A 15,780-nucleotide genomic window follows, 5' to 3' on the forward strand; every position below is an offset into this window, starting at 1 on the left:
TTCACGCGTCGTCTGGCCTGCTTGCGGTCTCCGTCCCGCGGTTGGACAAAGCGGCGACCAGCGGAGGGTCGGCCTTGCGGAACGTAAGCGGCGCGGGACTTCTGATTGGCGATGGTCTTGCATCGTGAGGCGAGACCATCGGTACGGCTCTTGTCCTGCGAGAAGGCGGACCGCGAGTGCCATTCCTTACAGCCGGTGCACCACTTCAGTCCGGCTGCGACGCGTTGGTTGTACTCGGCCACGGTGACCCCGATGCGGTTGGCCGCCCCCTTCAGCACTCCAGCCGCGCTACCCATGCGGGTGCTCCTTCGGCTGGTCCTGATCGGCGCGGGCGGCGATGCCGTCGGCTATCTCGCGGGTGTTGATGGGCTGGGTGTCGGTGGCTGATGCGGTGGCGCGGGTGATGGGGCCGGTGGGGACGGGGATGGACTGGGTGATCGCGTCGCCGATGGCGTCGGGGCGGGCCCAGGTGGGGCCGGTGTGGATGCCGAGGTCGGCGAGTTCGTCCGGGGTGAGGGGCGGGATGGTGGTGAGGTCGTGGTGGGGGGTGGTGCAGCGGGCGGCGAAGACGCGGGCGGCGATGGATGCGGCGGGGGTGGGGATGGCGTAGGTGTGGACGGCGCCCATGCGGCAGGTGGCCTGCCAGGTGAGGGTTCGGGTGGTGTGGTTGTAGTGGAGGGTGCCGTCGTTGAGGCGGCGGGTGGCGGTGCCGTCGCGGTGGTCGGTCCAGTCGCGGATGCGGTGGGTGGGGAGGCCGGCTTGGCGGGCGGCGTGGACGGCGTAGATCTGGCTGTCGGCGATGAAGTCGAGGGCGCGGGTGGGTCGGGTGGGTGCGGGTTTGACGAGGGAGAGGCGGGGCTGGGTTTGTTTGCGGGTGCGGGGGCCGGTGGTGGTTTTCTTCGCTGCGGTCTTCTTGCTGGTGGTCTTCTTGGTGGTGTTGGTGCGGGGGCTGGTGGTTCTGGCCATGGCGGGCTCCCGTTCGCGGGGTGGGGCTGGTGTCGGGTGGTGCTCCGGTGCTCGTGCGGTGGGGGGTTAGGGGGTGGGTGGGGTGAGGTCGTCGCGGAGGCTGGTGAGGACGCCGATGGCGAGGTGGAGGCCGGGGTCGAGGCGGGGGTTGCCGGTCCACTTGTCGAGGTGGGTGACGGCTTCGTTGAGGTTCGCGACCCGGGAGGCTTCCTGAAGGTGCGTGAGCTGGACTTTGAGGGCGGCGAGTTCGGCGGAAACCCGGTCCAGGCGGGCTTGGAGGTCGGCGGTCATCGGGGGGCCTGCTGACGGTGCCGGCGGTGGAGGCTGCTGGTTTCGCGGCCCTGCTTGCGGGCCAGCCAGGTCTGGGCGACCTCGGCCTGGGCGTTGGCCTGGGCGATGTGGGTGTTCATGAGGCCGACGACGGTGTTGCCGTAGCCGCAGACGTAGAGGTCGATGGAGTCGCGGCCGGTGGAGGGGACGTCGAGCATTTCCTCGGCACGGCGCTTCAGGTCGTGGATGTTCTCGCCGGCGGCGTGTTCGTCGTAGGCGTCGGCGACGCCCATGGCGTAGAAGGGGTCGCGGGCGAAGGGGCTGACGGCGGGGGTGTAGGCGTGGGTGGTCATGGCGGGCCCTTTCAGGCAGCGTGGGGGTTGGCGGTCTGCTCGGTGAGGGTGTCGGCGGCGCGGAGGATGCGGCCGATGACCTCGGAGACGGTGGGCGGGGCGCTGGAGAACGGGGCGCGGGTGGCGGCCCAGTTGGAGATGTGCTCGATGTAGTCCGGTTCGCCGTCGGTCTCGCAGGGCTCGGTGTCGAGGGCGGCGGAGATGGCACAGATGGCGGCCATGGCGGGCTCGGACGCTTCGATGAGGGCGAGGGAGGCGACCTCGTCGGCGAAGAACACGGCGGGGGCGGGGCGGTCTTCGGCGACGGTGTAGGCGATGGCGCAGATGTCGAGCTGGTCCATCGGTCCGCGGCTGGCGAACTGGGTTCCGCGGTGGAGGCCCTGGGTGTTGATGACGGTGGCCATGCGGCGGAGTACGCGGCGGGTGCTGGGCATCGGGGGCCTCTCTTGGCGGTGGGTGTTCTCCCGGCGGCGCGGTGTCGGCTTCACGCGCCGCCGGGGAGCTGGTGGGGTGAGTCAGGCAACGGACTTGGCGCGCTCGGCTTCCTGGGCAGCGGTGAGGGCGTCCTGCTGCTGGATCTCGCGCTGGCTGGAGGGCCGGTAGATGGGCATCGGGCCGACTCGGACCCCGGTGTCCTTGCCGTCGGCGAGAAGGTGCCAGCGGTTGTAGGCGTTCTCCCAGGCGAGGAGGGGGCGGGTCCTGTCGTCGTCCGGGTCGGGGGTGCCGTACTCGTAGGACTCGTAGTCGTCGGCGGCGCTCTCCTTGGCGGTGTCCTCGTCGAGGTAGAGGGCGAAGCCGTCCCACATGTCGTTGTCCTCCCACCAGGCGAGGTGAACGGTGAGGGCGCGGGTCAGTCGGGGCATGGTCTGGTCCTCCGTCAGTCGGTGATGGGGCGGGGGTGGTCGTGTCCGCAGGTGGGGCACTGGAGCTGCGAGAGGTTGCAGTTGGGGCTGTTGGTGGCGGTGACGACGGCGCCGGGGAGGGCGGTGTCGAAGATGACGGCGCAGCCACAGCCGAAGGCGTCCGTGTAGCAGGAGCAACGGGCGACGTCCCGGGCGCTCAGGCCGGTGAGGACGGCGAGGGTGTCCATGAGGGGCTGGTAGTCGTGGGGGCCGGCCGTGTCGGCGCGTTCCATGAGCTGGTCGAAGCGGTCCTGGTCGTCGGTGCTCAGGGTGCGGTAGTCGGCTTCGAGGCTGGGGCGGGCATGCGTGATCACGGCCACGGTGGCTCCAGGGGGTTCAAGAGGTGTGCAATTCCCGCTGGTGAGGGGGGTTTTGCTGTCTTGGTGTGTCCACCGTACCGCCATACACATGGCATTGCAATGCGTATGGCGGGTTGAGTCTGTGTGGGCATGAGAAAGCCCCCGGCTCCCCCTGGGGATTCAGGGAGCCGAGGGCGGTCTGAAAGGCCGGTCAGTCCACGGGCCTGCCCGGGACCGGATACCGGCGGGTGTAGGACTCCAGCAGATCACTGAAGCTGACCATCATCTCGCGGCCACGGAACTTCCGGTCCAGGCGGTCCTGCTTCACCCAGCGGGTGAACGTTCCGCGCGAGAGGTCAATCCCCGCATCCCCGAAAAGGAGCTGAGCATCCTTCAGGGTCACAGGGTCCTCAAGCGTGGCCGAGTCGCAGGTCTCGGGGCTGAGGGTGCTGATGGCCATGCGGCCTCCCATGATCGACGGCCACAGTTCGCAGCTCCGGCGGCCGATGACGGGTGGACCTGGTGGGTCCGGGTGTGGTGGTTGTGTGCAGTTGTGGGTTGCTAGGTACGACTCGTATACCCCGGATCAGGTTGCACGGACCTGCCGAAGATTTTTCCGGCCCTGCACGTACTCGTGGGCGAGTTCGGCGAGGCTGAACGTGCGGTGCCGGCCGTCGCTGGTACGGCGGGCACAGTGCCGGTTGACGCACATTGCTTTGCTGATGTTGTTCCGCCAGAACAGGCCGGGGGCTTGGCAGTCGGGGCAGCGGTGGCGTCGGATGACGGTGGTGTCGCCGGCGGCGAGGGCGTGTTCGAGGCGGTGCCGGTATTCGAGGGTGTCGCGGCGTTGCTGGACGGCTTCCGGTGCGTTGGCGGTGGCTTCGACGCACCAGCGGTAGATGTCGGCGTTGTCGTCGGGGATGGGGCCGGGGTCGGGGTTGGCTTCTCGGGTGGTGGTGATGACTTCGGCTACGGTCCGGTCGATGTGTTCGAGGACGCGGACGTTGAAGGGCAGCGGGGGGCTGGTGATGGTTCCGCGGGGCGCGGAGGATATGTAGGAGTGGCCTTCGGCGCTGGTGACGGGGTGTTCGCGGTGGTACTCGGTGAGCTGCCGGAGTCTTGCCGTGGCGCTGTCCGTGCTGTCCGGGTGGTTCATGGGTGTGTCCCCCGTCCCCTGGGGTCCCCGTGGGGCGCGGGGCGTCCGTGCAGGCTGGTGCAGGGGGCGCGCGCCGGAGACCGGTGATGCTGTTTCCGGGTGGTTCCGGACGCCCCATGATGGCATGAGTGGGGCGGAAGTTGAACGTTTCGCGACTGTTGATCAACAGTCTGTTGCGGAACCGTGGTGGCCGGGCCGGGGGCAGAGTGGAAAAACCCCCGGCATATTCGGACACCCCGGCTGCGTCAGCCCGGGTCGATGATCCGGGGAGCGCGCCGCATGCCGTCCAGGGGGATCATCATTTCCCGCAACTGGTCATCGGTCAGAACACCCTGTGCGTGGAAGCCTTGGAGGGTGCGTTCCCACATGTCCAGGGTCAGCAGGAATGTGGCCCGGGTCTGCGGGTTGGTCAGGGACTGGTCGATCGCGTTGAAGCTGGTCTCGATGGTTTCGGCCCAGGCCTGGAGTGCGGACACGTCGTCGGGTCGCGCTCCGGAGCGAGGGATGGGAGGGATGCGGTGCTCGGGTTGCTGGGTGTCGCCCATGTGGTGCCACCGTCCCCTGGCCGTGCGGAGGGCGCCGCGGGTGCGGCGCGGGTTGAGGGGGAGTACGGCCGCATCACCGAGGCTGTTCACGTCGTCGTTGACGTAGGGGCGTGCGGGGTCGGCCGGTTGTGCTGCGGACATGGGGCGTCTCCGCTCCTCCGGCAGTGTGGGAAGGCAGGGTCCTCGTATGCCCGCAGCCTCACGGTTGTGGGCACCCTGACGCGGGACGGCTGCCAGTCCGAACCGCGGGGATTCACTGTGGCACTGATTGGGGTGAGTGGCGAAGACCAGTGGAAGTTTTCACCAGCCCGTGACCGAGACCGGTTACGCAGATGGCTGGAACTGCTACAGCGGGTGCTGGAGGGGGGTGGGGGGTGTCCTCGCGGTCATGCCCGTTCGGTGACGCCAGTCTAGTTCCGGAACTCTTCACGCGGGAGGGCTTGTTCCCGGTCTGTTCGCCGGGGCCGAGGGGGACACCGGGAGGGCTGCGAAACGGGCCGGCTAAGCCCGCCCCTCCGCGGCGCCCCTGGGTCCGTCCTCGGCCTGGCGGCCGGCCACCCAGCGGGGCCGACGGCTTCCAGCCAAGGTGGCAGGTTTGCACGGGGCAAGGGTTCGGGCGGGGAGGTCACTCGAACGGGCGAGTCGAAACCCAGGCAAGCTACACGTACTGACCATCGTTCAACGAGGGCACAAAAAAAGGGGCGCCCCGCTCCCCTGCCGGATGACAGAGGAACGAGACGCCAGGTCAGCTGGTGTGGTCGGTGGAAGCCTCGGGGAGCGACTGGACGAGGGAGCGGAGACGCTCCGGGTCCCTGGTGCGGGCTTTCTCCGCGAGGATGTGCAGCAGCTGGAAGAGGTGGTCCTCTTCCATCCGGGCGTCCAGGAGCATGCCGAGTGCGCCAGGCTTGTCGTACTCGATCGGGCGGGGCGGACGCGTCTCGGAGGGCGTGGACCGCGGTTCGGGAATGACTTCAGGCACCCGCTCTGACGGTGTGGGTGCCGGTCGTGCAGGCTCGCTCTTCTCTGCCCGGGGGGCGGGCTTAGCCGCAGCCTCCGGGATTATCACGCCGTGATAATCGGCGGGGCCGGCGACGCGTTCCACGACGTTCTCGGGATTCTCCTCGGTCTTCCTGCGGGACGCCTCCGCCCGCTGGTCGGCTTTGGACCGCTGCTCTTCGGGGGACAGTTTGCCAAGGTTGCGGACGTGCTCCACTCTCCGCTCGCCCGTCATCAGGTCCTTCTGAAGATCCGGTGCCAGCTTCAGGAGGGACAGCTTGCTGGAAATGTTGGACTGGGAGATCCCGAGCCGCTTGGACGCCTTGGACTGGGAGCCGTAGTAGTCGACGAGCTGTTTCAGCGCGTGGGCTTCCTCTAGGTCGGTCATGTCGTCGCGGTGGTAGTTCGCGACGAACGCGGCCTCCAGGATCGCTTCGTCGGTGGCTAGGCGGGCGTTGTCGACGCGGACGGGGATGGTGGCCAGTCCGACGCGGCGGGCGGCCTCGAGCCGGCGGTGGCCGTCGATGACGACGTACTGGGTGCCGTCGTCCAGGTCGTCGGCGCGGTCGGCTCGGTCGCGGAGGTAGGCGTCAGCGGTCCCGATGACGATCGGGAGGATGACGCCGACCTCGCGGATGCTTTCCACCATCTCGTCGAGGTTGCGGAGGTGGTTGCGGGGGTTGTCGGGGTTCTCGCTGATCAGGGTGACGGGTACGTCGTTGATGCTGGCGGCGGTGTCCTGTCCTCCTATGCCGCGGATCAGGTCGCGTCGGGATGGGCGGGCTTGGCTGGCGGCGCCGAATGCGGCGGACTTCCCGAGGGTGTCGGCTTTGCTCATCGGGTGGCTCCCCTGGCGATCTGCCGCATCGCGTCAGCCTGGTCGCTGTTCGGTGCGTAGACGAGGAGAGGCTGCTGCATGCGGACGGCTTCGCGTTGTTCCTTCAGGTCTCCGATGATGGCGAGGACCTTGGGGTCGCCGATGTTCTTCCAGTTGTCCAGGGAGGAGGTGGCGACGTAGCCGCGGCGTGAGTCGTACTGGTTCACGACGAGGCCGAGGTAGTCGACGGTCAGGGAGAGGTCCTGGCAGAGGCTGCCGATCTGGTCGGCGAGCATGTCGTAGGCGGTGGCGGAGGAGTCTTCGGCGAGGACGGGGATGACGGTTCCGGAGACGCCAGCGGGTTCGCTGCGGCGGCGGCGCCCGTAGTAGAGGGCGGCGTCCATGGCGATGCCAAGGCTGGGCGGGCAGTCGATGACGATGACGTCGTAATCGCCTTCGAGGGGATGCAGGGCCAGCTCGAGGGATGCTTCCTTCTGGAAGCCGCGCTTCTGGGTGCCGACGACGGCGATGCTGGCGTCGAGGAGGAACGCGTCGTAGCAGGCGGGCAGTAGGTCGAGGCGTTTGCCGAAGCGCTCGCCCTCTATGGTCACGATCAGGTCGGCGAGATCGCCTTGTCCGTCGCCGCACATGTGGGAGACGAGGCTGTCGGCGCCGGGCGGGATCTGTGGGATGCCGAGCTGCTGGCTGAGGTGAGCCTGCGGGTCGTAGTCGACGAGGAGGACGCGTTTGCCGTCTTCGGCGTAGGCCTGGGCGATGCCGGCGGCGATGGAGGTCTTGCCGACGCCGCCTTTCTGGTTGCAGACGATTTTGCGTTCGGGGTCGGTGCCCCGGGCGCCGTGTTGGGGGGAGGGGTTGGTGTCGAGCCAGTCCCGGACGGACTGGGCGAGGCCTTGGATGTAGGAGACGCCGCGGCTGGTGCAGGTGGTTTTGAAGTCCTCGTACAGGCCGGGCGGGAGCCAGGTGGAGAAGGATTTGGCGCCGGCGGTGTCGACTTCGAAGCCGGGGTGTTCGGTGGTCCGCCAGGCGGTGATGGCCGCTTCGACGGCGTCCTGGATGTCCAGGGTGAGTTCGGCGGCGCGGACTTTGAGCTGCTGTTGGAGTACCGACGGCAGCTTGGACGCCACCTTTTCCCGGTCTCCGTCGGGGTATGGAGAGGCCATGGCGTCACCTTACTGACTCGTGTGGTCAGGGTGGCACCCGGTTCACGGGTTCTGACCCGCTTTCACCCGCCTGGGTCACGGCGTGGATTATCACGCCGTGATAGTTGGCGTCGGGGTGGAGCGTGGCTGCCGATTATCACGCCGTGATAGTTGGCGGCTGGTCGTCTTCGTCGTCCAGGCCGTCGCTGTACGGCTGCCCGTCGCCGTAGTCGGCTTCGCGGAACAGGTCGCGGTGGTCGCGGACGAGGGGCGGCCGCGGGTAGTCGTGGCGGGGCTTGGCGGCGGGGAGGGTGGGGGCGGTCACTGGTGGCTCCCGGTCAGGATGGGCTCGGGGCGGGTGGCTGCGGGCTCGGGTTGGAGGGTGGTGGGGTTGATGCGGCCGCGTGTCCACTGGTCGAGCCAGGCCCGTTCCCGGGTGTCCTCGTGGGCGTGCCAGTCGGGGGTGTAGGGCATGGGCGGCTCCGATCGTGTGCGGTGATCGCCCCCACGGTGCCTCAGAATCCGGCGGTCGTTCCCCTGGCTTAGGCGGCTCCGAAGAGGCGGCGGGGTTCGGTGCCTCCGGCGCGTTCGTGGCGGGCTCGGGTGATGGCGGCCTGTCGTACGGCTTCGGCCTGGTCGACGCGGGCGCTCTCGAGCCGGTCGGTTTCCCAGATGGCGTCGCGGTGTTCGCCCTCGTGTTGGCGGCCGGCGCGGAGGGCGGTTTCCTGCCGGGCGCGGGCCTGCTCTTCGTAGGGGTCGATGCGCTGGTGGCTGGTCCGGTGCTCGAGGGCCAGGGCGAGCGTGTGCTGGTAGCCGGGGTGGGCGTTGTCGCGGGTCTTCACGGGCCCGGCCGGGGCGGCAGGCTGCTCGGGTTCGGCGGCCGCGGGTCCGGGCTGGTGGTCGCCGCCGGGGGCGAGGATCCGGATGCTGCGGACGGCGGGCTTGCCCAGCTGCCGGTTGAGGTGGGCGACGAGCTGCTGCTGAAACAGGCGTATCTGGGTGGCGTAGGCGGGGCTGGTGGGGCGGAGTTCGAGGATGCCGCGGTCGGGGTCGTAGGTGACGGCCTGCACGGTGGTGGCGAGTTCGGTGGGGGCGATGCTGGCCCATTGGTCGAGGAGGTTGCCGCCGTTGAGGCCGGCGTCCCAGCCTTGTTCGGCCTGGAGTCTGCCGAGGACTGCGCCGAGGCCTTGGGGGTCGCGTCCTTCGCTGCGGGCGGGGCGGGGTCCGCGGCGGGCCTTCTTGGCGGGGGCGGGTGTGGTCTTGGCGTTGGCGCGTGCGGCGGCGAGCGCCATGCGGGCGAGGTCGGCGCCGGAAGCGGCGGGGGTGTCAGCCACGGTGCTCCTCAAAGATCAGGACGGGAATGCCGGCGCGCTTGGCGCGGCGTATGCAGTCGGTGGTCCCGCGAGAGTTGTTGCGGCGGAAGGCCAGGACCAGATCGGCACGCTTGCTGACCATCAGCTGGTTGCGGCGGTGACCGGCGAGTGGGCAGTAGTCGCCGTGTCGAGGCGACGTCTTGCGGTGACCGGGTGGGCAGCTGGCGTCGCAGGGTGCCGACCAGTCCGCGGGGTGTGGCTCGTGGTCCAGACCGTTGTCGAGGGCCCACTGCTTGGCGAGGGCATCGGCCCCGTTCGGGCAGTCGCCGTGGACGACGCGAAAGCGTGCTTCCGGGGAGATGGTTTGGGTGGTGTCGTGCCAGGCGTCTAGGAGTGCGTCGGCGACAGTCTTGTGGTTGCCCCAGGAGCGCGATCCGGTTACCAGTACGCGAACTGTCCAGAGACGGGGCGCAACCCGCTGAACCATCGGTTCGGGTAGCGCGGCGTTCATCCTCCGGATGAAGTTCTTCTCAACCAGCCGCAGGAGGTCCACGTGGGCGCTGCTGCGGCATTCCACGCCGAGTAGGCCGGTGTCCGGGTTGTAGCCGGCGGGTCGCCATGCCGCTCGGGCGCTGTCGTGTCCGGTGGCTTTGATCCAGGCGTGAGCAAGTTGGTCAAGGGTCGGCTGGCCGGTCATGCGTAGGACTCCTGCCACTTGAGGCGAGCGGCCTTGCCGACGGCGTAGGTGCACAGGCGGCCGCCGTAGAGGTCCAGGGCGTCGTCGGGGTCCTCGTCGTAGTCGGCAGCGACCCGCTCCCAGTTGTTCCAGTCCATCCGGGCCCTCATCCGGTCCTCGTCGGTGCGCTCCGGCTGCTCCTCGGCCGGGTCGGGGGTGCCGAACAGGGCGTTGAGGGACTGGAGGTTGCGGTAGGCGGTGGAGTCCTCCCACGCGACGGCCTGGTCCAGGGCTTCCTGGTGGGCGGTGTCCTTGGCGATGTGGGCTCGGATGAACGCGGCGGGCTGCTTGGGCTTCCAGCGCATGCCGGAGCACAGGCCGGTGAGTTCGTCGGTGATGCGCATGGCGTCCCAGCCGCGGTCGGTCCACGGGCGGAGTACGTACTCCAGGCGCCGCAGCGGCACGGTCTGGGTCCAGTTGACGAGGGCACGCACCAGTCGGACGGTCTGCGCGGCTTTGCGGACGTCGGCGGCGGTACGGCGGCGGCCGTTGATGCTGGTGCTCTGGTGGGGGATCGGGTTCTTCGCCCGGCTCGCTTGCGAGGTGTAGTTAAAACCACCATCTACCTGAACCTGACTCTCTTCTCTAAGCCAGGTAAGGGAAGGGGTCTCATGGCCCTCGGAGCCGGGGTTTTCCACAGGCGGGTTATCCACAGGGCGGCGGCGGGTCTGGGTGGGGATGGTGGGCTGCTGCTGGCCGCGCTGGTCGATGACGATCCGGGCGGTGTAGCCGGCGCCGATGATGCGGTGGCCCATGGCGTGGTCGTAGGCGGGGGGGATGACGGCGGCGTAGACGGTGGCGGTGCCCTTGTAGCCCTTGAGACCCATTGCGGCCAGCAGGTTTGTGCGGGTGCCGTGTTGGACCCAGGCGAGGGCGCCGAGTTCGCGGAGGTAGCTGATGTGGCGGGCGATTTGGGCGCGGGAGATGCCGAGCCGGTTGACCATGTCGGTGAGGCCGTAGAGGGCGTGGCCGAGGTCGTAGTCCATGCGGTTGGCGAGGTCTTCGGCGATGCGCATGGTGGTCTGGTTGGCCTTGGGGTGGAGTCCGGCTGCGATGAGCCACTGGACGGACTTGAGCCAGCGTCGGGGCCCGGTGCGGCGGGATGCGGTGTGGTCGATGTGCTGGCTTGCGGTGCCGCGTACGAGGGTGGTGGTGGGGCACTGGGTGTCGTCCGTGCGGGGGGAGATTCCTCGCGAAACGGGCGTCTGGGAAGCGCCAAGCTGACAAGAAGGGTGCGCGTACGGCACTATGGACCTGCTTCCGGTTGCGCCGGGAGGCACAAAAGGGCCCCGGCTTCGGTGGTCTGGTTCGTGGAGAACCTGTAGTTCGCTCACCGGGGTGGCACCCGATGGGCCTTAGCTCGGCTGGCAGGCCGGGCAGTGGTACGAGGGCCGTGAGGCTCGGGCGGTGTCGGCAAACACCAACCGGCTCGGCCCAGGCGGTAGAGGAAGCGCTCCCCGGCAAGGGAGCGGCAGGACCTCCCGCCTCAGCTACTCGCTACGTCATCTGCTTCCTCTCAGGTGGATCGCTCTTGGCCGTCCGCCAGGCGCCCAGACTGGTAACGCCGTGACTGACGGAGTCGGCACGGTCGGCTGCGGCTAGCAACGCCGTTGCGAGGCGGCGGGCATCCGACGCGTACATGGGGACGAAGTCTTCACCGGGGAACATCGACTCCGGGGTGGACACGTGGACCATGCCGTCCGCCGTGTCCTGGTCGTCGATGGCCCGGATGACCCAGACGTACTGCCGCTTGGTGTACGGGTGGTCCTGTTCGCGCAAGTCCCACTCGTAGCCAGGCATCGAGTGGTCAGCCGGGTTGATCCTGGTGGGCTTGGGGCGCTCAGCGCTGTCAGCGATGGCGACCAGGCGATGGAGTTCGCGGCGCAGGTCGGTCAGGGAGAGATCGTCGGCGCTCATCGCTCGCCCTCCTCGATGCCGAAGATGGCTGTCAGCCAACGGCGCTGAGGGCAGGGAAACTCACCCACGCCGCAGGAACAGATGGTCGCGGCGCTCCACAGCGGCTCACCGGTTTCGGGGTCCTTTGAGTTCAGCCCGCCAGTTACCCAGGTCAGACTGGGGGCGTGCCAGGACAGGGCCAGGTGGGCCACTTCCTTGAGCTGAGCGATTCCGTTGGTGCGGTGCTCCGCGCGTTCGATCAGGTCCGGCAGGGGGTCGTAGGGCTCGCGGATGCGGCCCTCGCCCTGGGCGGTCATGCGACTGCGGGGGTAGTGGGGACAGGGCCCGGCTGCGTCGGCGGTGTGATCTTCACGCCGGATACGCACAAACTTCGGGGTGACCTGTCTGACGGGGAAGGACCCCGGGTACTCTTAGCCATCGTCGGCACCTTCACAGCGGTTGAGTGTCGACCCGACCTCGCACCCGGTGTTACCAGCACCAGGACCACTGCGGGGTCGGACCTTTTTGGTCTTGTGGCCAGGAGCCGAATCTGACCGGCCGTCTGACGTGTACCACATGCTACCCGTTGAACCAGCCACCTGTCCCAGTCCCTTCCCCTGTGTCTCTAGTCCGACAAGTCACACCGCACATGACGGCTCGTCAGTGCCCGTGGCCTGCCTCGCCGTCCGCCGGATGCTCCGGAGCCACCAGCCGCCGCGACCGCGTCACCAAACCCGCCATCGCATGGAACCCCGCCTCCGACAGAGCAGCCGACACCCGCGCCATCTCATCCCGGAACATCCGCGGCGACGACTGCCGTCGGCCCGCATGCAGGCCCACCGCCAACGCCCGGTCCCAGATCTGTTGCACCACCACCGGATCCACGTCCGGCCACAAGTCCCGCGGCAGCCGGTCCGGACGGCCCACCGTCTCCATCTCCGCGTTCGCGATCAGCCCCGCCAGGAACTGACCCGACGACATCGCCCGCCCCGCCAGCACGGCGTCCGCGCGCATCGTCTCGAACGCCGCATCCTCGAGAGCAGCCCCCTCCGCGACAGGGCCGCCGTCGGCAGCGTCATCGGCAGGGGACGGGGTGGTGGTCGGAATGCTCATGCTGCGGACTCCAGGATCTCGTTGTTCGGGAACAGGTTGAGGACAGGCGCCAAAGCGTCGTCCAGGGACAGCTGGCCGGGCATCACCTGCACCCGACGACGACCAGGACGACGCACCCGGCCCCGCAACACGGCGGGGACAGACGGCAGCACGGCATCATCCACGCCAGCCTCGGAGCCGGCCGACGACAACCTCGACGACGGAGACGGCGGCGGCACCGCAGGCACCAGCCCGTCATCCCCCACCACCACCCTTGCGTCCAACAGGCCCCGCTCCACCGCGGCCGCCAGCAGCTCCCGCCGCGTCGCCGACCCCTTATCCAAGTTCAGCTGGGTGACGAGCCGGGACCGCTGCCAGTTCGCCGTCCGCACATCCACACCCGCAGCCTCCGCGACAGCCTCCGCATCCGCGTGCACCGCCAGCGCCTCCAACACCCGCAGGCGCTGCGGCGTCTTCACCGCCCGCACCGGAGCCGCCACCGCCACCTCATGACGGCGCTTGATGAACGCCCGATGCCGCTCCAGGGCCAGCCGGCCACCCCAGATCCCCGCAGGCTCCGCCAACCGTGTCTTGCCGTCCTCCGCCACCACCGCGTTCGCATAGGCGTCGCACGCCACCATGACGGGACAGTTCAGGCACACCTCCATCGCAGCGGCTTGGCGGGCCTCACGCTCCCGCTGCGGCTCCGACCCGTCCCGGTCATCCCCATGCCACGCATCCAGCGACAGGGACACGTCCCCGGCCGCCCGGCCCGGCATGTCCTGGTCCTCCGCGCACCCGCGGTACCGAAAGTGCGGGTGCTCCACCCACGCCTGCCTCAAAGCCCTCGCATCCATCACTACCAGCCCCCTTCCTGGGACGGATCTATTCGCGACGGGGCCGACGCCCACGCCTCATCCACCACCACACCCGCCGCCGAAACGACAGCCGCGCCCGCCAGCTCCACGTCCAGGCGCCGACGGAACCGGTCCAGCTCCAGCCGCAGCGCCTCTGAGTCCCGCACCGCACAGCCGGCCATCAGCCGCTCCGACACCGCCTCACGCCTCCACCGCACCTCCCGACGACGCACCACCACAACGGCGGCGGCCGCCGCGGCAAGCACCACGACGGCCGACACAGACAAAGCCCGAGCACCCACGGCACTCACCTCCAAGACAGGGGAAGGAAACGATCAGAACTACGGGCGGTACAAACTGTTCGCACGGGCCGCCGCCCTCTCGGCAGCCTCACCGGCGTGCAGAGCCGCCTCGTCGCGCGCGGCCTGTACTTCCGTCGGCAGCGCACGCCACTCGGCCATCTCCGCCTCGAACCGCGACCGGTACGACGACGGCCGGCGCCGCTCACGCCAGACCACCCACACCGTCCCCACCGCCGACACGGCGAACACGACCAGCAGCCAGACCACGGAAACGGGCATGACGAACCTCCAACCGGCAGCCGCCGGGACAGAAAGGGGATGGTGCGATGCCCCAGGACGGGGACTTCAAGGAGGCGCAGCCTCCAAGGGCCCGCACGACGGCGGGCCCGGATCGTTCAGGCCGCGAGGGTCGGGGTGATCTGCTGGGCAGCCTGCTCGCCCAGGAACTGCGTGTAGGCGGGCGGAATAGCCTCCGTCAGCTCCTCGTGCACGTCCGTCCAGTAGATACCGAGAGCAGCCTGCGCCTCCGGTACTGACGCCTTGCCGCCCTTGCCGTAGATGGCGACGTACTCGCCGTCATAGTGCTTGCCGTGCCGGTGGCCGCGAACCCGACTGCGGTGCTTCACATGCGGCAACGCCATCGGGAACCAGCCCTCCACCTCGAACGTCCGGTGACGCAGGATCGGCAGCCCGAACTGCGTGCCACACAGCACCACGTCCGGCCGGCACCCGGTCGTCTCGATCACGTACGGCCGGCCCGCCGACAGCATCGCCGCACGCCCCTCCGGCAGCAGGTCCGGGTACCGGTCCTGCAAATGCCGGTTGGTGCCCTTCGTGATCGCCGCCCGATGCTGGCACGGCCACGACCCGTGTAGCAGGTCGAACCGGTGCCCCTGCCGCCGCACGTACTCCACGGCGTCGGCCTGCACGAACGGAAACGGATAGTTCGGACGCGGAGCAATGTCCACACCGAGGACGTCAAAGCCGGCGAGCCAGTAGCCCATGGACGCTCCACCCGAGCAGCAGCACAGGTCGAGAACGGTCAGACCGTTCGGCTTCCGCTCGGGCAGGACCATGTCCATCAGGCGGCGCTCCTCTCCGTGTCGCCGCCCTGCTGCCTGGCACCCGGCTTGGTAGCGCCGATCGCAGCGAGCCGCGCCAGGTGCTCGGGGCCAGCACCGCGGGCCTGCGCCGCGGCGTGCAGCTCACGCACAGGGCCGACGGTCTCGGCGGCGTGCGCGTCCCGGAGATCGGTCAGGAGCACCATGTACTCCGCCGGGGCGCCAGCCGTCTCGGCTTCGGCGAGGATTGCGGCGAGCTGGTCGGCGTCGGCCGTCTCTACAGCCTCAGCGAGGTAGTCCCGCGTGGCCCCAGCCAGCGGCGCGGACGGCGTCGACTGCACGACGGTCACGCGCGGCTGCTCCGGCTCCGGATTGTCGGCCTGCGCCATCTCCTCAGCCGTGTACACCCCCGCCAGATCGTTCGGGAACGCCATCCGCAGCGCCAGCGCCTCCGCGCACTTCGCCGTCATCGTCGCGGGCATCTTCCCCCACAGGCCGATCGGCTTGTTCTCCTTGTTCGTCTGCACGTACTCGCTGTACTTCGCCACCGCCGGGAACCGCTGGCCATCCCGGACCACGACCACCTTCGCCGCGGCCGGCGGTTCAGCAGACAGCCACACGTCGAACCACTTCCCCGACGAGTCGCACCACACGGTGTCCTCGTATCCGAGCTTGTGACCCGCCTTCGCCGCCGCACGGTGCGCGGTCACCCGGTAGCCGTCGATGCTCGTCTGCGGGGTGAACACCTTCCGCCCGGCCCGCCTGTCCCACCGGCCGATCAAGTAGATCTGCCGCGAGAACGGGTCCAGCTGGGTCCGCTGGCACAGGTGCAGGAAGCTGGCCAGCTCGGCGCCGGTCACTTCGTTGTCGATCCCCGACTGGCGGAGGACCGCAGCCTGCTCGGGCGTCCAGTTGGTCTGGTCGGGTCGGATGGCGAGCGCGCCACCGGTCTTGGTGACCTGGTTTTGGGTGTGCGAGGTGGGGCCCTCCGCCATCGTGCCAGCGGGGGCCTCAACGGCTTGCGCCATGAGGTCTCTCCTATGAGGTTGTACTCAAGTG

General features: G+C 69.0%; 24 protein-coding genes. All 24 read right to left on the reverse strand.

Translation table 11 applies throughout. The features are described 5' to 3' along the window. Positions 1–288: 288 nt before the first annotated feature. The 24 genes from OIE75_RS41115 to bet all read right to left on the reverse strand — a co-directional run bounded on the left by OIE75_RS41115 (position 289) and on the right by bet (position 15,749). Positions 289–966: a hypothetical protein gene (locus OIE75_RS41115; RefSeq protein ID WP_329474192.1), complete on the reverse strand. Its 678-nt coding sequence runs from the start codon at positions 964–966 to the stop codon at positions 289–291. 66 nt (positions 967–1,032) lie between these two features. Then, on the reverse strand, positions 1,033–1,257 hold the full coding sequence (locus OIE75_RS41120) for a hypothetical protein (RefSeq protein WP_329474193.1): 225 nt from the start codon (positions 1,255–1,257) through the stop codon (positions 1,033–1,035). Continuing rightward, positions 1,254–1,589: a hypothetical protein gene (locus OIE75_RS41125; protein ID WP_329474194.1), complete on the reverse strand. Its 336-nt coding sequence runs from the start codon at positions 1,587–1,589 to the stop codon at positions 1,254–1,256. Before OIE75_RS41125 ends, OIE75_RS41120 begins: the two co-directional genes overlap by 4 nt. An 11-nt stretch (positions 1,590–1,600) precedes the next feature. Next, positions 1,601–2,023 carry a hypothetical protein gene (locus OIE75_RS41130; RefSeq protein ID WP_329474195.1) on the reverse strand — a complete coding sequence of 141 codons (423 nt, stop codon included), beginning with the start codon at positions 2,021–2,023 and terminating at the stop codon, positions 1,601–1,603. A gap of 81 nt (positions 2,024–2,104) precedes the next feature. Next, the gene (locus OIE75_RS41135; protein ID WP_329474196.1) at positions 2,105–2,452 is read right to left on the reverse strand and encodes a hypothetical protein; all 348 of its coding nucleotides are present in this window, start codon (positions 2,450–2,452) and stop codon (positions 2,105–2,107) included. Positions 2,453–2,466: 14 nt separating this feature from the next. Then, positions 2,467–2,811 (reverse strand): hypothetical protein, encoded by a 345-nt coding sequence (locus OIE75_RS41140; protein ID WP_329474197.1) that lies wholly within the window; start codon positions 2,809–2,811, stop codon positions 2,467–2,469. 190 nt (positions 2,812–3,001) lie between these two features. Continuing rightward, positions 3,002–3,250, reverse strand: coding sequence for a hypothetical protein (locus tag OIE75_RS41145; protein ID WP_329474198.1), 249 nt, complete (start codon positions 3,248–3,250; stop codon positions 3,002–3,004). 126 nt (positions 3,251–3,376) lie between these two features. Further along, a complete protein-coding gene (locus tag OIE75_RS41150) occupies positions 3,377–3,946 on the reverse strand; it encodes a hypothetical protein (protein WP_329474199.1) in 570 nt (189 codons plus the stop codon). 245 nt (positions 3,947–4,191) lie between these two features. Further along, on the reverse strand, positions 4,192–4,632 hold the full coding sequence (locus tag OIE75_RS41155) for a hypothetical protein (RefSeq protein ID WP_329474200.1): 441 nt from the start codon (positions 4,630–4,632) through the stop codon (positions 4,192–4,194). Positions 4,633–5,236: 604 nt separating this feature from the next. Then, positions 5,237–6,325 (reverse strand): ParB/RepB/Spo0J family partition protein, encoded by a 1,089-nt coding sequence (locus OIE75_RS41160; protein WP_329474201.1) that lies wholly within the window; start codon positions 6,323–6,325, stop codon positions 5,237–5,239. Next, positions 6,322–7,485 carry a ParA family protein gene (locus OIE75_RS41165; RefSeq protein ID WP_329474202.1) on the reverse strand — a complete coding sequence of 388 codons (1,164 nt, stop codon included), beginning with the start codon at positions 7,483–7,485 and terminating at the stop codon, positions 6,322–6,324. Before OIE75_RS41165 ends, OIE75_RS41160 begins: the two co-directional genes overlap by 4 nt. Before the next feature lie 136 nt (positions 7,486–7,621). Next, a complete protein-coding gene (locus OIE75_RS41170) occupies positions 7,622–7,789 on the reverse strand; it encodes a hypothetical protein (RefSeq protein ID WP_329474203.1) in 168 nt (55 codons plus the stop codon). Then, the gene (locus OIE75_RS41175; protein ID WP_329474204.1) at positions 7,786–7,938 is read right to left on the reverse strand and encodes a hypothetical protein; all 153 of its coding nucleotides are present in this window, start codon (positions 7,936–7,938) and stop codon (positions 7,786–7,788) included. Before OIE75_RS41175 ends, OIE75_RS41170 begins: the two co-directional genes overlap by 4 nt. A gap of 68 nt (positions 7,939–8,006) precedes the next feature. Next, positions 8,007–8,798 carry a DUF721 domain-containing protein gene (locus OIE75_RS41180; protein WP_329474205.1) on the reverse strand — a complete coding sequence of 264 codons (792 nt, stop codon included), beginning with the start codon at positions 8,796–8,798 and terminating at the stop codon, positions 8,007–8,009. Continuing rightward, complete coding sequence (locus OIE75_RS41185) at positions 8,791–9,474, reverse strand: SLOG family protein (protein ID WP_329474206.1); 684 nt, start codon at positions 9,472–9,474, stop codon at positions 8,791–8,793. The genes OIE75_RS41180 and OIE75_RS41185 overlap by 8 nt, the downstream gene beginning before the upstream one ends. Then, positions 9,471–10,529 (reverse strand): hypothetical protein, encoded by a 1,059-nt coding sequence (locus OIE75_RS41190; RefSeq protein WP_329474207.1) that lies wholly within the window; start codon positions 10,527–10,529, stop codon positions 9,471–9,473. Before OIE75_RS41190 ends, OIE75_RS41185 begins: the two co-directional genes overlap by 4 nt. Positions 10,530–11,010: 481 nt before the next feature. Next, positions 11,011–11,430, reverse strand: a complete 420-nt coding sequence (locus OIE75_RS41195) for a hypothetical protein (protein WP_329474208.1) — start codon at positions 11,428–11,430, stop codon at positions 11,011–11,013. Then, on the reverse strand, positions 11,427–11,726 hold the full coding sequence (locus OIE75_RS41200; RefSeq protein ID WP_329474209.1) for a hypothetical protein: 300 nt from the start codon (positions 11,724–11,726) through the stop codon (positions 11,427–11,429). The genes OIE75_RS41195 and OIE75_RS41200 overlap by 4 nt, the downstream gene beginning before the upstream one ends. Before the next feature lie 343 nt (positions 11,727–12,069). Beyond that, on the reverse strand, positions 12,070–12,522 hold the full coding sequence (locus tag OIE75_RS41205) for a hypothetical protein (protein ID WP_329474211.1): 453 nt from the start codon (positions 12,520–12,522) through the stop codon (positions 12,070–12,072). After that, positions 12,519–13,280 carry a WhiB family transcriptional regulator gene (locus OIE75_RS41210; RefSeq protein WP_329474212.1) on the reverse strand — a complete coding sequence of 254 codons (762 nt, stop codon included), beginning with the start codon at positions 13,278–13,280 and terminating at the stop codon, positions 12,519–12,521. Before OIE75_RS41210 ends, OIE75_RS41205 begins: the two co-directional genes overlap by 4 nt. A gap of 80 nt (positions 13,281–13,360) precedes the next feature. Next, positions 13,361–13,660, reverse strand: a complete 300-nt coding sequence (locus tag OIE75_RS41215) for a hypothetical protein (protein WP_329474213.1) — start codon at positions 13,658–13,660, stop codon at positions 13,361–13,363. 39 nt (positions 13,661–13,699) lie between these two features. Then, positions 13,700–13,939, reverse strand: coding sequence for a hypothetical protein (locus OIE75_RS41220; protein WP_329474214.1), 240 nt, complete (start codon positions 13,937–13,939; stop codon positions 13,700–13,702). A gap of 116 nt (positions 13,940–14,055) precedes the next feature. Beyond that, positions 14,056–14,742: a DNA methylase gene (locus tag OIE75_RS41225; RefSeq protein ID WP_329474215.1), complete on the reverse strand. Its 687-nt coding sequence runs from the start codon at positions 14,740–14,742 to the stop codon at positions 14,056–14,058. Beyond that, positions 14,742–15,749 carry a phage recombination protein Bet gene (gene bet, locus OIE75_RS41230; RefSeq protein ID WP_329474216.1) on the reverse strand — a complete coding sequence of 336 codons (1,008 nt, stop codon included), beginning with the start codon at positions 15,747–15,749 and terminating at the stop codon, positions 14,742–14,744. Before bet ends, OIE75_RS41225 begins: the two co-directional genes overlap by 1 nt. Positions 15,750–15,780: the final 31 nt, after the last annotated feature.

Origin of the sequence: Streptomyces sp. NBC_01723, from assembly GCF_036246005.1 — a bacterium.
Classification (GTDB): domain Bacteria; phylum Actinomycetota; class Actinomycetes; order Streptomycetales; family Streptomycetaceae; genus Streptomyces.